General features: G+C 60.6%; 13 protein-coding genes. 1 reads left to right on the forward strand and 12 read right to left on the reverse strand.

Going from position 1 to position 15,131, the window contains the following annotated elements; all coding sequences use genetic code 11:
- Nucleotide 1: 1 nt before the first annotated feature.
- From HNR38_RS13710 to HNR38_RS13760, 11 genes are all read right to left on the reverse strand, one after another.
- Nucleotides 2-1,231: a type II secretion system F family protein gene (locus HNR38_RS13710; RefSeq protein WP_183705246.1), complete on the reverse strand. Its 1,230-nt coding sequence runs from the start codon at nucleotides 1,229-1,231 to the stop codon at nucleotides 2-4.
- Complete coding sequence (locus HNR38_RS13715; RefSeq protein ID WP_183705255.1) at nucleotides 1,231-2,997, reverse strand: GspE/PulE family protein; 1,767 nt, start codon at nucleotides 2,995-2,997, stop codon at nucleotides 1,231-1,233. Before HNR38_RS13715 ends, HNR38_RS13710 begins: the two co-directional genes overlap by 1 nt.
- Nucleotides 2,994-4,187 carry an MSHA biogenesis protein MshN gene (locus tag HNR38_RS13720; protein WP_183705257.1) on the reverse strand — a complete coding sequence of 398 codons (1,194 nt, stop codon included), beginning with the start codon at nucleotides 4,185-4,187 and terminating at the stop codon, nucleotides 2,994-2,996. Before HNR38_RS13720 ends, HNR38_RS13715 begins: the two co-directional genes overlap by 4 nt.
- Nucleotides 4,184-5,023: an ExeA family protein gene (locus HNR38_RS13725; protein ID WP_183705260.1), complete on the reverse strand. Its 840-nt coding sequence runs from the start codon at nucleotides 5,021-5,023 to the stop codon at nucleotides 4,184-4,186. The genes HNR38_RS13720 and HNR38_RS13725 overlap by 4 nt, the downstream gene beginning before the upstream one ends.
- Nucleotides 5,023-6,747 (reverse strand): pilus (MSHA type) biogenesis protein MshL, encoded by a 1,725-nt coding sequence (gene mshL / locus HNR38_RS13730; protein WP_183705262.1) that lies wholly within the window; start codon nucleotides 6,745-6,747, stop codon nucleotides 5,023-5,025. Before mshL ends, HNR38_RS13725 begins: the two co-directional genes overlap by 1 nt.
- On the reverse strand, nucleotides 6,744-7,073 hold the full coding sequence (locus HNR38_RS13735) for a hypothetical protein (RefSeq protein ID WP_183705264.1): 330 nt from the start codon (nucleotides 7,071-7,073) through the stop codon (nucleotides 6,744-6,746). The genes mshL and HNR38_RS13735 overlap by 4 nt, the downstream gene beginning before the upstream one ends.
- Before the next feature lies 1 nt (nucleotide 7,074).
- On the reverse strand, nucleotides 7,075-7,755 hold the full coding sequence (locus tag HNR38_RS13740) for an MSHA biogenesis protein MshJ (protein WP_183705266.1): 681 nt from the start codon (nucleotides 7,753-7,755) through the stop codon (nucleotides 7,075-7,077).
- A complete protein-coding gene (locus HNR38_RS13745; RefSeq protein ID WP_183705268.1) occupies nucleotides 7,748-8,371 on the reverse strand; it encodes a PilN domain-containing protein in 624 nt (207 codons plus the stop codon). Before HNR38_RS13745 ends, HNR38_RS13740 begins: the two co-directional genes overlap by 8 nt.
- Nucleotides 8,368-9,303: a type IV pilus biogenesis protein PilM gene (locus HNR38_RS13750; protein ID WP_221275823.1), complete on the reverse strand. Its 936-nt coding sequence runs from the start codon at nucleotides 9,301-9,303 to the stop codon at nucleotides 8,368-8,370. The genes HNR38_RS13745 and HNR38_RS13750 overlap by 4 nt, the downstream gene beginning before the upstream one ends.
- Nucleotides 9,304-9,518: 215 nt before the next feature.
- Nucleotides 9,519-10,064, reverse strand: coding sequence for a single-stranded DNA-binding protein (ssb, locus tag HNR38_RS13755; protein WP_183705271.1), 546 nt, complete (start codon nucleotides 10,062-10,064; stop codon nucleotides 9,519-9,521).
- A 58-nt stretch (nucleotides 10,065-10,122) separates the two neighbouring features.
- Nucleotides 10,123-11,493, reverse strand: coding sequence for an MFS transporter (locus tag HNR38_RS13760; RefSeq protein ID WP_183705273.1), 1,371 nt, complete (start codon nucleotides 11,491-11,493; stop codon nucleotides 10,123-10,125).
- 171 nt (nucleotides 11,494-11,664) lie between these two features.
- Here HNR38_RS13760 and uvrA point away from each other — a divergent pair, with 171 nt between their 5' ends.
- Nucleotides 11,665-14,490 (forward strand): excinuclease ABC subunit UvrA, encoded by a 2,826-nt coding sequence (uvrA, locus tag HNR38_RS13765; RefSeq protein ID WP_183705275.1) that lies wholly within the window; start codon nucleotides 11,665-11,667, stop codon nucleotides 14,488-14,490.
- 54 nt (nucleotides 14,491-14,544) lie between these two features.
- On the opposite strand, the gene bfr is transcribed toward uvrA, so the two are convergent.
- Nucleotides 14,545-15,012: a bacterioferritin gene (bfr, locus tag HNR38_RS13770; protein WP_183705277.1), complete on the reverse strand. Its 468-nt coding sequence runs from the start codon at nucleotides 15,010-15,012 to the stop codon at nucleotides 14,545-14,547.
- Nucleotides 15,013-15,131 lie beyond the last annotated feature (119 nt).

Here is a 15,131-nt window from a genome sequence, read left to right on the forward strand (position 1 = left end):
CTTACCCCCGCCCCATGGCGGCCGCACCCAGGTCCCAGATCGGCAGGAAGACACCCAGGGCGAGGATAAGCACCAGAATGCCCATCGCCACGATCAGTATCGGTTCGATGGACTCCGCCAGCCGCTTCAGGCCGTAATCCACGTCTTCGTCGTAAAAATCCGCGACATTATTGAGCATGTCGTCCACCGAGCCGGTTTCCTCGCCCACCGCAATCATCTGCAGGATCAGCGGGGTGAACATCTGGCTCTGGCGGGCGGTTCTCAGCAGGCTTTCACCCCGCTCGATGCCATGGCGCATTTCCCGGATATGCTCGCCAATCCAGGCATTGTCCGTGGCATCGGCTACCACGCTCAGGGCATGGGTCACCGGCATGCCGGCGGTCAGCATTGTGGCAAAGTTACGGGCAAAACGGCTCAGGGTGATCAGTTCCAGCAATGGCCCGATAATGGGCACCCGCAGTTTGTAGCGATCCCACATCAGCCGCCCTTTTTCGGTCTGTTTCCACTGGCGCACCAGCACCACACCGCCAGCCAGAACCAGCAGCATCACCGGCCAGTAGCCCAGCAGGAAATTGGAGGTACCGACAAGAACCTGGGTCAGGAAGGGCAGGTCGGCCCCGAGCTTGTCGAACACCGAGGCAAACCGGGGAATCACCAGGAAGTTCACCACCATCAGGGCGGCAAACAGGGCGACCACCACGAAGGTCGGGTACCGCAGGGCCTGTTTGACCCGGCGCTTGGTATCCCGCTCCAGCTCGAGAATATTGGAGAGGCGTCGGAAAGCGTCGTCCAGCATACCGGTGTTCTCACCCACGTGGATCATGGCGATAAACAGGTCGGAAAACACCTTGGGATGCGCCTGCATGGCCGTGGCCATGGTGGTGCCGCCTTCAAGCCGGTTGGCCAGATCCTCCAGCACCTCACCCAGCACCGGGGACTTGGTGGTCTCCGCCAGCCCCCGCATGGTCCGGATCAGCGGAATACCTGCCTTGGTGAGCGCATGCATCTGGCGGCAAAAGACGATCAGTTCGTCCAGGGTCACCTTTTTGTTGAAAATCGGCAGCTTGCCCAGAGCGTCGCCAGCCGATGCCTTCTGCTGCTGTTCCTTGATGGTCAGCGGGGTAATACCGCGGCGCATGAGCTCGGTGGCCGCCGCATCCGGATTCGGCGCGGTCAGCGTGCCCTGCTGGACAGCGCCCCGGCTGTCCTTGCCCCGGTAGCTGAACTGCATCAGTTATCCACTCCCATGGCGTCCCGGGGCAGGTCATCCACTTCCAGTGACACACCGGTTTCAGAGGTGGCTGCCACCCGCGAGACCTCCTGCAGCGAGGTCAGGCCCTGCAGGGCGTAATCCATGGCACACTGCCCCAGTGGCCGGAACAGGGGGCTTCTGCGCGCCGCCCGGGTAAAATCGGAGACATCCTGCCGGCGCAGGGCATCCAGCATGTCCTCGTTCATCTCCAGCATTTCATAGACACCGATCCGCCCCCGGTAGCCGGTGTTACTGCACTGGTAGCAGCCACGGCCGTGCACGAAGCCGGCTTCGATATCCAGCGGGTCCAGCTCGAAAGAGCCCAGCCAGACCTGCTCCTGCTCGGTCGGGTGATAGGTTTCCTTGCAGTTGTCGCAAACCCGGCGTACCAGGCGCTGGGCCACCACCCCCAGCAGGGAACTGGCCACCAGGAAGGGCTCGGCCCCCATGTCGATCAGTCGCATGGCGCTGCTGATGGAATCGTTGGTGTGCAGGGTGGACAACACCAGGTGACCGGTCATGGCCGCCCGCAGGCCGATTTCCACGGTTTCCTGATCCCGCATCTCACCCACCAGGATGATGTCTGGATCCTGGCGCAGCGCGGCTCGCAATACACCGGCGAATTCCAGCCCGATCTTGGGGTTCACCTGAACCTGGGTGATCCGGGGCAGACGGTATTCCACCGGGTCCTCGGCGGTGATGATTTTGACTTCGGCCTTGTTCAGTTCGGTCAGCGCGCCGTACAGCGTTGTGGTCTTACCACTACCGGTGGGACCGGTCACCAGAATCATGCCGTGGGGGCGTTTGATCAGTTTGCGGAAGCGCTCCAGCAGTTCCGGCGGCATGCCCGTGCCGTCCAGATCCAGGGTGCCCTGACTCTGGTCGAGCAGACGCATGACCACCGATTCGCCATGCTGAACCGGCATGGTGGAGACCCGGACATCGATACTGCGCCCTTTCACCCGGATGTTGAACCGGCCATCCTGGGGCAGGCGCTTTTCGGAAATGTTGAGGCCAGCCATCAGCTTCAGGCGAAGAACCAGGGCAGAGTTCACCCGCTTCTCCTTCATCACCTGTTCCTGCAGCACCCCGTCAATCCGCTGGCGGATACGCACCACCGTTTCATCCGGCTCGATGTGGATATCGGAACTGCGGGCCTGGACGGCATCCTCAAACAGCGTCTGCAGGAGTTTGACCACCGGCGCATCGGCGCTTTCGGATTCCGCCGACAGATCGGCCAGATCGAAGGCGTCGTCGCCCAGTTCGTCTTCCAGTTCCTCCGCCAGCGAGGCGATCTCATCCGTGCGGCGGTAGACCAGATCCAGGGTATTGAGCAGTTCACTCTCACGCACCACGGCCTGTTTGACCGGTTGCTTGAGCACCCGGACCAACTCGTCATAGCCCACCAGATCCAGGGGGTCGGCCATCCCCACCAGCAGTTCATTGCCCTGCTCCGCCAGCACAATGGCCCGGAAACGACGGGCCATGGCCTCTGGCAGTTTCTTCACCAGCTCGTTATCGAACTGGTAATGGCGTAGCTGCACGAAGGGAACGTCCAGCTGGCGGGAAAGAATGTTGAGCAGGCTGTCTTCCTCGACATAGCCCAGTTCCACCAGGGTCCGCCCCAGTTTGCGACCGGTATTCTTCTGCTCCCGCAGAGCGGTCATCAACTGCTGTTCAGTGATGACATCGTTCTGGACCAGAAGGTCACCGATGCGGATTTTCTTTTTCGGTTCCGTGCTCATGATTCAGCCTGCAGTGCCCGCAGCCGGGCTCTTGCGTATTCCGTCAGCGATTCCGACAGCCCGGGCATGGTAGCGGCCTGGGCATAAGCCCGAACGGCACTGCGGGTGCGCCCGCCGGACTCCAGCGCAATCGCCAGCCCCAGCCACCAGGCCGCCCGGCTGTCGTCATAGGCAATGAGTTCAGACCAGTGGCCGGCAGACAATTCCGCCTGCCCGGCCTGTTGTAACAGCGTGGCGAGGGTGACCCGGTATTCGACATGGCCATCCACCGGCGGCACCCGGCTCTCCAGCGTGGCAACAGCCTGCGCCAGATCGCCCAGGGCCAGCTGCGCCCTCGCCCTCAGCAGCCTTAACCCGGCATGTTCAACGGTCACGGATTCCGGCAGCCAGGTGAGCGCCCGCTCCGGACTGTCCTGCACCAGCATTTCCCGGGCAAAAATTTCCCGGCTGCCCGGGGCGGCCTGACGGGCAGTAATAACTTCCAGCCGCCGCTCCGCGTCCAGGGTACGGCCACTGGCCAGCAGTTCTTTCAGTTCCTTCCGGGTTCGACGGTCGATGGCCTCCGGCGTTTCCCGTTGCTGTTTAACCTCGGCAATCGGCTGCGACGTTTCCTTTTCGCCCGTCGGAGGGAACTCCGGTTCACCCGTCTCGGTTGGCTGATCGGAATTCCGGACCACGGCAACCGGCTCCGGGTCTGGTTCGGCACTGGCCGGTGTCTGCCGGGGCTCTGGCTGCGGAGCCGGCGCTGTCTTCGGGACCTCTGCCGGTACGGCTTTCGGGGGCTGCCCGGCTACCGGCTCCGGCGCACGCTTTTCTTCGGATGAAGATAGTGCCACTTGCGGGTTTATCGGCTGCTCATTCGCAGCCTTTTCCGGTTCCGGTTTCTGTGCCGCCGGGACCGGAGGTTCCTCAGTTACCGTTTCGACCTCAGGCGCCGCGGTTGTCCTGGCGGATTCGGCCGGGGCGGTTTCCTGTGCCACATTGCCGTCGCCCGGAACCGTCTGATCTCCGGGGCCGATCAGAAACCACCACAGGGCCCCTGAACCGGCAACCAACAGCACAATCACAAGAACCACCAGAGGCAGTCGGCTGCGGGGCGCATGAACAGACTGGCCAGTGTAGGCACCCGATACCGTCGGTTGCTGCTGGCGCTGTTCGGCGGCCCTCAGGGCATCATTCAGCAGGCTCATAGCCAGCCCCCCAACGCTCCGACGGATCGGGCGCTTTCAGTATCACGAACCGCCTGCAGGACATGCTTGCGTGCCACACGCTGATCGCCCCGACCCCAGGCCGCCAGCAGGGCCTTATGGGCCAGCACGTTGACCAGCCGGGGAATGCCACCGGACGCTTTGGAAATCACCCGGAGCGCCGATGGGGTAAACAGGTCAGCGCCGTTATAACCGGCCTGAGTCAGGCGATGGCGGATATACTGGCTGACCGATTGACGGTTGAGTGGCCGCAGCCGGGTCTGGAAGGTGATCCGCTGGCGAAGCTGGCGCAGGCTGTCCTGCCCGAGCGCCACGTCCAGCTCCGGTTGCCCGAACAGGACCACCTGCAGCAGGCGGGTGCTTTCCGTTTCCAGATTGGTCAGCAGACGCAAAGCCTCAATGGTTTCTTCCGGCATGGCCTGGGCTTCGTCGATCACCAGCACCACCGGTTTCTGCTCCATGGCCAGCTCAATCAGCCACTGGTTCAGGGCTTTCAGAACCTGATGCACATTCGCGCACTGGCTCACGTCCACCCCCAGTTCCTCGGCCACAGCCTCGTAAAGCGTATCGGCAGGCAGTCCGGGGTTGGGGATGTAGGCGGTGTGGGCTTCCTTGTCCAGTTCGTTGAGCAGCAAACGGCACAACAGTGTTTTGCCGGTACCCACCTCGCCAGTGACTTTGATGAAGCCTTCCTTCTGGCGCAGGGCCACCAGCAGCAACTCCAGGGATTCGGAGTGGCTCGGCGCCCGCAGGAAGTAGCGGGTGTTGGGCGTCAGTGCAAACGGTGCTTCCTGCAGTCCAAAATGACTCTCGTACATCAGCGGGCGTCAGCCTCGGGTTGCGGTTTCACCGATTCCGGGGAGTTCAGCAACTCACGCAGCACATTCATCCGTTCGCGACTGGCCTGGATATCGGCCCGCATCTGGTCGCTGCTGGCAACTACCGGGCGCAACAGGATCACCAGTTCGCTCTTGGTGCTCTGATAGTTACGCTGCTTGAACGCTTCCCCGAGAAGCGGAATCTCACTGAAGAAAGGCACAGCGGCATTGTTGTCTTCAGTGGAATTCTGGATCAGACCACCAATCACCACAATCTGGCCACTATCGGCGCGGATAACGCTGTCGGTTTCCCGCACGGTACTGCGTGCCAGCGGCAGGGTGACATCCCGCTCACCAATGGTAATCAGCTTCTGCTGGTCTTCCACCTCACTGACCGAGGGATGCACATGCAGGGTAATGGCGCCTTCTTCGGAGATCTGCGGCGTCACATCCAGGGAGATACCCGAGAAGAACGGGGTCAGTTCCACCGAGGTGGACGTGCTTTCGGTAACAGAGCCGGCGGTGGTGTCGTCGTCAAAGTCGATGTCCGTGACGAAGAACTCATCCGTCCCCACCTTGATCACCGCTTTCTGGTTGTTGATGGTCGAAATGCGCGGGCTGGAGAGAATCTGGACATTGCCCTGTTCTCCCAGCAACTCAATCACCGCCGAGAAATTGCCTTCCCGGATGGTTGCGGAGAACAGGCCACCAATATCTGACGTCCGGATCGCCTGGCCGGCCAGGCTCTGGGCGGTAAAGTCCGCGGGCAGGCCATCGCTGGCGGTCACCGAGGAGCCTTCCTGCAGACCAGACCAGTCAATGCCCTGCTGGTAACCTTCATCCAGCGTAACTTCCAGAATCTTGGCCTCCAGTACCACCTGGCGCTGCATGATCAGCTCGGTGCGGCGCAGGTAATTCTCGACCATGTCGAGCTGCGACGTCTGGGCACGCACCATGACCAGGCCCGCGCCCGGATTGACGACCACCTGGCCCCCATCGGCCGCAACGATCATGTTCAGGGCATCCCGGATGCTTTGCCAGAAGTCCGATTCGGTTTCAGTGGAGATGGCCGTACCAACGAGATTCCGGGTCTCACCGGACTGGTTATCACTACCGGAACCGGAGCCGGAATCGTTGCTGCGGGCACTGCTGACCTGGCCGGAACTGACCCGGGTATCGGAGGTGCCACGACGTTTGAAATGCAGGTAATCGATGGGGAACAGTCGGGTCTGCACCTGATTGGCAGCAACCCGGAACAGGCGCCCGGAACGGGAGATATCCAGACCGTAGAGGTCCGCTGCGATATCCATCACCTCGGGCACGGACACGTCAGTCAAACGCAAATCAATGGTAGCGGCCACGTCGGGATGGACCACGACGTTGTAACGGGTGCCTTTGACCAGCGCGGCAAAAAAGCTGTCCGCAGGAATGCCATTCGCATTCACATCAAAGCGATCTTCCTGTTCACTGGCACCCGTTAGCGGAGGCAGCAACTGGCTACTGATGTCAGCGGCCGATGCATTCTCCGCTGGATTGGCGGTGCCACTCTGTGCCGATGCCGCTTCTGCCTCAGCCAGGGACTGATCAATCTGGTCCGCCACGTCGGTGGAAGTGGCTGTGCTGGTCCGCATCATCGGATTGTTGGCACAGGCGGTCAGCGTCAGCCCGAGGAGCACAGCGGTTAGCAGTCGGAGTCTGTTTTTCATGATTGGTTCGTCTGTCATTGGCTTTTCCGCACCTGTGGCAACGTCTCGGGATACAGTACCCGGTATTGCCCCTGGTCGGTCACTTCCACTTTGTTCCGGTGAATTCGATGCACATGGATGCCGTCATAGCTCTCGCCTTCTTCCAGAGCGGTTCCCTCGATGACCGCCACACGCCGGTCACCAGCCAGCAGGATAGACCCCAGCGTAATCTTGCGCGGCGGCGCAACTTCTTTCCCGGGAGCCCTGGCGTCTGGCGGCCGGGTCGGGTCCTGCGCGGCCAGAACGCCAGTGCTGAGAACAAGACTCAGGCAGACAAGGACACAGCCCGCACTCTTCAGAAACATGTCACACCCCCAACCAGGCAGCTTCCAGGCTCAACGTACGAACCCGAAGGGTCGCCTCTCCACTGGGCCAGTTACCGGCATCGTAGCTTAACTGCAGCCAGCCCAGGCGATCGTCCATACTCTCCAAAGCCTCCAGATAGACTTGTACGTCCGGATAACTGCCACGGATGGTGAGTTCAACATCATGGGCATAGAGCAGAGGTTCAGCGGTTTGTGCGTCTTCGTCCTGCTCGCCCGGTTGCGTCTCGAATACGGGCTGAGGAGAGAGCAACTCCAGGGATTGCAGCTCCAGCCCTTGCTGGGCCGCCAGCATGTCTCTGAGCAGCGCCACCATTTCCCGGGGAGCGATCAACTGGTCCGTGGTCTCGGCGATCTGGCGATCAAGCCGGGCCAGGCGATCCCTGCGGGCGTCCAGTCGCCGGCGCAGCTCAGCCGATGGGTCGGTGGCCAGCTGTTGCTGGAGGGACTGCTGCTCGGAGATCAGGGCATCGCGGTTATCTGACAGGGTGCCGATTTCCCGGTTCAATTGCTGTCGCTCGACCAGTGAAGGCGCGACCAGCAGTTCCCACCCCATAAGGACCACCAGAACACAGGCGGTCACCAGGATCAGTGTGCGCTCGCGGACCGGGCGATCGTCATACCAGACAGCACCCGCCGCCAGCCTGTCACGAAGTTTAGTCATCGCGGCCCTCCCCTGCCGGTGTGGTCGACAGGTGGAACCCGACCCACTCCGCCGAAGGCTCCTCATCCCCGGGCCGCCTCAACCGGAAATCCCGGAAGGTCTCCCCGGCAAAGACAGGCTCTTCGCCCAGGCGCTGGAGGTAGTCGGGAACCCTTTTGGCAGCGTAGGTTCTGCCTCTGAGCGACAGGGAATGGGGGGCAGATTCCAGAGAGATGGAAGTCAGCCACAGATCTTCCGGCACCTGCCGGGCAAGGGCCGCTAGCCGGCCGGAAAATCCAGAGTGATTGTCATTGGCCAGAGTCTCCACCCGGTCCAGCAGGCGCTGGCGCCGGGACAGGGTATCAGCAACCCGTTTCAGGGCGGCCTGGAGTTCCGGGTCCGGCTGCCGTGCATCCACCTGTTCAGACAGCTGTTGCACCGAGGCCTGAAGCCCGGCATTGCGTTGCTCCATGTTGACCACCCGCTCCGCCAACTGACGACTCTGCCATTCCCCGTACCCGGCGATGCCCAGAATCATGAGCAGGAAGACCGCCACCAGTGCGAGTGCGGCTCCTGCGGTCAGCCGCTGTTGCCGGGGACGGAGCTCTGCGGTGTAGAGATTGACCTGCTGTTTCATTCCGCCAGCCCCTTATCCCCCGGAGCGAGCGCAGCACTCCAGGCGGGCAGGCACCGGCTGTCGATTGGCTGTTCGCGGCCAAAGGCCGACCAGTCCGGCACATCAATGCTCGCAGCCATATAAGAGGAGAGCATGGAGGCCAGAGGCAACACTGAATCCCTCGCCACCAGCCGGATGGCGGAAGGAGGCGCCTGGCCGAGCTGGCTCTCGAAATAATCCACTGACCGCTGCATTTCCAGGGCCAGGGATTGCACCGCGTTTTCCTGTCGGGATGCGTCCTGCAGGTCCTCATAGGACAGCTCAAGACGACGGGAGAGGTACAGTGTCTCGCCACGACAGACAACCATCTGCCCATAGCGGTCACGCAAATGAACCAGACCGACGCCACGACCCTGGGGATCCAGACCGGCAGCAAAGTTACGCAGGGCGAGCTCCGCGATGTCGATACGCTCAAGCACCAGCGAAGCGCCATTCACCAGTTCGACCAGTTCCTGGACCAGGGATTTGCGGGTGGCCACCAGGTTGACCAGCGGGCCACGGCCCCGACTAGCATCTTCCGGAAACGCAAAGACATCCGAGACCGCATCCCGGGGATCAAAATCCAGAAAATCCTTGAGCTTCCATTTCAGGGCATCAGGCAGTTCACTGTCCTCAAGCCCTTCCGGACGCTCAAGCTGAAACACCTGATACTGATCGATAGGCAACACGAGAACGGCCGGCGCACCGGACCAGCCCTGCTCCTCAACCAGTTGCTCCAGGACTTTCTGCCGCTTGGCTGGCAGGCATTCAGCGAAACCCAGATCCTGTTTTTGCTGACCACCGGAAACCGCCCAGGCGATCCCATCCGGCCGTACTTCCAGACAGACACTGGTGACAGGGGCGCGGGAACGGAAAAGGCGGGTAATGGAATGTAGGGCAGAGATCAGGACCATGATTTCCTTGGGGATGTCCGGGTACTGTACCCCTGATAATGATGGGGCCACCAACAACGGGAATGCTTACATCGATTTACATCATAGGTGAAAAAGTAAATCCAACTCCACGTTTTTTGACGGATTTCACTGACATTTTGCAATATATCAATAAAAAGCCCATGCGGGACAGCACGGGCTTTTTATTGGGGGCACATCACTTCCAGAACGGTGTCTTAGAAGGGAATGTCGTCGTCAAAATCATCAATCGGCTCCGGCATTCCACCGGACGGCTGCCCCGAAGGCTGGCCACCACCATAACCACCAGACGGCGCACCCTGGTCCTGGGGCTGCTGTTGCGGTGGCGCATTATACTGGCCCTGCTGTTGGGGGCGGCCCTGGGGCGCGCCCTGGTTCATGCCACCTTCGCCGGCGCCACGGGAGTCCAGCATCTGCATCTGGCCATTGATGTCCACCACAATCTCGGTGGTGTAACGGTCCTGACCATCCTGGCCCTGCCACTTGCGGGTCTGCAGGCGGCCTTCGATATAGACCTTCGAGCCTTTGCGAAGGTACTGGCCAGCCACTTCGGCAATTTTGCCGAACATCACCACCCGGTGCCATTCTGTCTTGGGCACCAGTTGTCCGGTCTGACGATCCTTGTAGCTTTCATCAGTGGCAAGATTCAGGTTCACCACCGCGTTACCGTTCGGTGTGTAACGGGTATCGGGGTCCTGCCCCAGATTACCGATAAGAATTACCTTATTTACGCCTCGTGCCATAGTCCACTCCGATGATCTCTTTTGCCGGACACCCGCGGTCCATGCAAGCATCCTGTGTTTAAGAACTGTTACCCTGCCGCACAAACTCAAAGTGCGCAAGCTGATCTTCGCTAAAATCCTGACGGTCCACTTTCAGGTAGGCGGTTGCAGCTTCTTCCACAATCACCACATCCTGCACTCCCGGCAGACGCCGGAGGCAGGCATCCATGTCATCCAGGCTGGTCCCCAACGTTTCACGAAGCCTGACCACCAGGCTGGTGGTATAACTGGGAGCCGGCATGGAGAGCGCCACCAGCAGCCACAGGGACAGCCCGCCAGCCATCAGCCACAACACACCTTCCACACCAAACGTCTGCAGAAGGTAACCGCCAAGTGCGCCACCGAGGAACGCGCCAAAGAACTGGGAGGTGGAATAGACCCCCATCGCGGTGCCCTTACTGGCGGCTGGCGCTTCTTTGCTGATCAGCGATGGCAGGCTGGCCTCCAGCAGGTTGAAAGCCATGAAAAACAGGAAAAGCACACCCCAGGCCGCCCACAGGCTGTTGCCGACACCGGTCAAAGCCACCGCCGCCAGCGCCAGAAGCGCAATGGCTGAACACAGCACCGGTTTCATTTTCCGTTTTTTCTCACCGACAATGATAAACGGCACCATGGCGAAGAACGACGTGACCATAACCGTCAGGTAGAACCACCAGTGAGATTGGCTCGCCAGCCGCAGTTGATCCTGCAGCATGGTCGGAAAAACCAGGAACAGGGACGTCAGGGCGAAATGCAGAGCAAAAATACCGAAATCCAGGCGTAGCAGCCGGCCATCGGTCAATACCCGGCCGAGCATTTCCCGCGCCGGATGGGTATCGGCACTGGCCTTCTGGGAATGCGGGGCCGGCACCACCCTGGCCACAACCAACAGCGCCACCAGCGCCAGCACCGAAGTCACATAGAAAATACCGGACAGCCCCCAGACCGCCCCCAGCATCGGGCCCAGGACCAGGGAAACCGAAAACGACAGGCCAATGGAGATGCCCACGGTCGCCATGGCTTTGGTGCGCTCTTCTTCACGGGTCAGATCACTGAGCAGCGCCATCAATACGCTGGCGATCGCACCCGCCCCCTGAAGAATCCGTCCGGCAATCACCACGTATATGGAATCCGTGGATGCCGCCAGGAAGCTGCCGGCAGCAAACAGCAACAGGCCGATGTAAATCATGCGTTTCCGGCCAACCCGGTCGGAAAGCAGTCCGAACGGCACCTGCAGCACTGCCTGGCTCAGGCCATAGGCACCGATGGCCAGCCCCAGTAATGCCGGCGTTGCACCCTGAAGGTCGCGGCCCAGCAGCATGAATACCGGCATCACCATAAACAGGCCGAGCATACGCATGGCGTATACCGAAGCCAGAGCTATTACAGAGCGTTGTTCTAGCGCGTTCATGCTTACCTGCGAATAGACAATAATCAGCGAGTATCGGGGCGCGCATTGTAACAGATGCGCAGCCCCGGCGGGCACCGGCTGGCACACGGGTCCGTACAATCTGCCAGAGACGGTTTTAGCCGGGACTTGCCGAACACGATATAATGGCGGTTTTTATCCAAGCGAGGTGTTATGGACCATATCCAGATCCGGGGTGCACGCACCCATAACCTGAAAAACTTCGACCTGGATATGCCAAGGGACAAGCTCATTGTCATCACCGGCCTGTCCGGTTCCGGCAAGTCCTCCCTGGCGTTCGACACGCTTTATGCAGAGGGTCAGCGACGATACGTGGAGTCTCTTTCTACCTATGCCCGCCAGTTCCTGTCGATGATGGAAAAGCCCGATGTGGACCACATCGAAGGCCTGTCCCCGGCCATCTCCATCGAACAGAAGTCCACGTCCCACAACCCCCGCTCCACCGTCGGCACGATTACCGAGATTTACGACTACCTGCGCCTGCTGTTCGCCCGCGCCGGCGAGCCCCGGTGTCCGGACCACGGGCAACCGCTGGAGGCACAGACAGTCAGCCAGATGGTCGACCAGGTAATGGCGATGCCCGAGGGCAGCAAACTGATGATCCTGGCTCCCGTCATCCGGGACCGCAAAGGCGAGCACCTGCAGGTGATCGACACCATGCGGAGCCAGGGCTTCATTCGTCTGCGCGTGGACGGAACGGTCTATGATATCGATGACGTCCCGGCGCTGGACAAGAAACGCAAACACCAGATCGACGTCGTGGTAGACCGCTTCAAGGTCAAGGAAGGACTGGAGCAGCGGCTGGCAGAAAGCTTTGAAACCGCCCTGGACCTGGCCGACGGCATCGCCCTGGTCGCGCCAATGAGCGGCGACGGTGAGGAACATACCTATTCGGCAAGGTACGCCTGTACCCAGTGTGGTTATTCCCTCAGCGAACTGGAACCCCGGCTGTTTTCGTTCAACAATCCGGCCGGTGCCTGCCCGACCTGCGACGGGCTGGGCGTCCGTCAGTTCTTTGATCCCGACAAGATTATCCAGAACCCCGAGGCCACCCTGGCGGCAGGAGCGATCAAGGGCTGGGACCGCCGTGCGGTTTACTACTTCCAGATGCTCAACAGTGTTGCTGACCACTACGGGATGGATCTGGAAACACCCTGGGAGGAGTTGCCCGAGAAATTCCAGTCCATTCTCCTGAACGGTTCCGGCAGCGAAGAGATTCCGTTCCGCTATGTGAATTCCCGCGGCCATATCATGGAGAAGGCTCATCCCTTTGAAGGCATTCTGCCCAATCTTGAACGCCGCTACCGGGAAACCGAATCCCAGAGCATGCGCGAGGAGCTGGCCCGCAACCTGAGCACCCAGCCATGCAAGGACTGCGGAGGCTCCCGGCTGCGCCAGGCCGCCCGTAACGTGTTTATCGAAGAGCGCAATCTGCCGGAGGTTACCCATCTGCCGGTGGGCGAGGCGCACCGTTACTTCAGCGACCTCACACTGCCCGGACGCAGGGGAGAAATCGCAGAGAAGATCCTCAAGGAAGTGCGCGAACGGTTGCAGTTCCTGGTCAACGTCGGCCTGGAATACCTCACCCTTGAACGCAGTGCCGACACCCTGTCTGGCGGCGAGGCCCAGCGTATCCGGCTGGCCAGTCAGATCGGCGCCGGCCTGGTGGGTGTGATGTACATTCTTGACGAACCCTCCATCGGGCTGCACCAGCGTGACAATGACCGGCTGCTCGCCACCCTGACGCACCTGCGGGATCTGGGGAACACGGTCATCGTGGTCGAACACGATGAAGACGCCATCCGTGCCGCGGATTACGTGATCGATATTGGTCCCGGGGCCGGCGTTCACGGGGGCCACATCGTGGCCTCCGGCACCCCGCAGGAAATCATCGACAACCCGGCGTCACTCACCGGCAAGTACCTTAGCGGCGAAGAGGCGATAGCTGTCCCGGCCAAACGCAATAAAGGCAACGGCAAGAAACTGACCCTGACCGGCGCCTCGGGCAACAACCTGCAGGATGTCACGCTCAAGCTCCCCCTGGGGATCATGACCTGCATCACCGGCGTATCCGGTTCCGGCAAGTCCACGCTCATCAATAGCACCCTGTATCCCGTTGCGGCGGCCAAGCTGAACAAGGCAACCAGCCTCGACCACTCTGCGTACCGCAGCCTCAAGGGCCTGGACCACCTGGACAAGGTTATCGACATTGACCAGAGCCCGATTGGCCGGACACCCCGCTCCAACCCGGCCACCTACACCGGCCTGTTCACGCCGATCCGGGAACTGTTTGCCGGCACTCAGGAAGCACGGGCCCGCGGCTATAAGCCCGGGCGGTTCTCCTTCAACGTCAAAGGCGGTCGCTGCGAAGCCTGCCAGGGCGATGGCGTCATTAAAGTCGAAATGCACTTCCTGCCAGACATCTATGTGCCCTGCGATGTCTGTAAAGGTAAACGGTATAACCGCGAGACACTGGAAGTCCGGTATAAGGGCAAGAATATCCACGAGGTCCTGGAAATGACCGTCGAGGAAGGGCGGGAGTTCTTCGATGCCGTGCCCTTCCTGGCCCGAAAACTGCAGACCCTGATGGATGTCGGCCTGTCCTACATCCGCCTTGGCCAAAGCGCCGTGACGCTATCTGGCGGCGAAGCCCAGCGGGTAAAACTCGCCAAGGAACTGTCCAAGCGGGATACCGGTAAGACCCTGTATATTCTTGACGAACCGACCACGGGCCTGCACTTCTACGATATCCAGCAACTGCTGAACGTACTCCAGCGTCTGCGGGATCATGGCAACACGGTGGTGGTGATTGAGCACAACCTAGACGTGATCAAGACCGCCGACTGGATTGTCGACCTGGGCCCCGAAGGGGGGTCCGGTGGTGGGCAGATCATCGCAGAGGGAACGCCCGAAGAGGTAGCAGCCAACAACAGCTCTCATACCGGCCGCTACCTGAAACCCATGCTGGGCAGGGGCTAGCCCTTCGAAAGCGGCACCCATCAGACCTTGCACCTGATGGGTCGCCACCGCCCTTTACCCGCTCTGCGACTGACGGTAGTTCTCCTCACCCATCAACCGGATCAGGCGTAACTGCTTTTCAAGCCAGTAGGCGTGATCTTCCTCGGTATCCTCGAGTTGCAGGCGCAGCATATCCCGGGTCTGGTAATCCTGCACCGACTCGCACAGCGCCATGGCATCCGTCAGGTTCTCCCGGACCTGATATTCCAGCCGAAGATCCGACTCCAGCCGTTCAATCAGGGTTGTGCCTGGATAAATGGCATGGGGCGTCATATCCGGCTGCCCTTCCAGGAAAAGAATACGCTTGAGAATTGCGTCCGCATGATCCGTCTCTTCCTGCATCTCATGATTCAGGCGTTCATACAGCACCGGATAACCTTCATCCTGGTACTGCCGGGAGTGCAGGAAATACTGGTCCCGGGCTGCCAACTCGCCCTTCAGCAGTTCACACAAACACTCTATAACGTCGGGATGGCCTTTCATGGAACGATCCTCTGTAAATTCAGTATGCGTTCATTATGCCTGTTTGACCGGCCCAACTGCCAGCAAGCAGACAGCCTGTATGAATGACACTTGCTGTGGAACAAATTACGTCGCACCGG

The sequence above is a fragment of the Marinobacter oulmenensis genome (assembly GCF_014201735.1).
GTDB classification, from domain to species: domain Bacteria; phylum Pseudomonadota; class Gammaproteobacteria; order Pseudomonadales; family Oleiphilaceae; genus Marinobacter; species Marinobacter oulmenensis.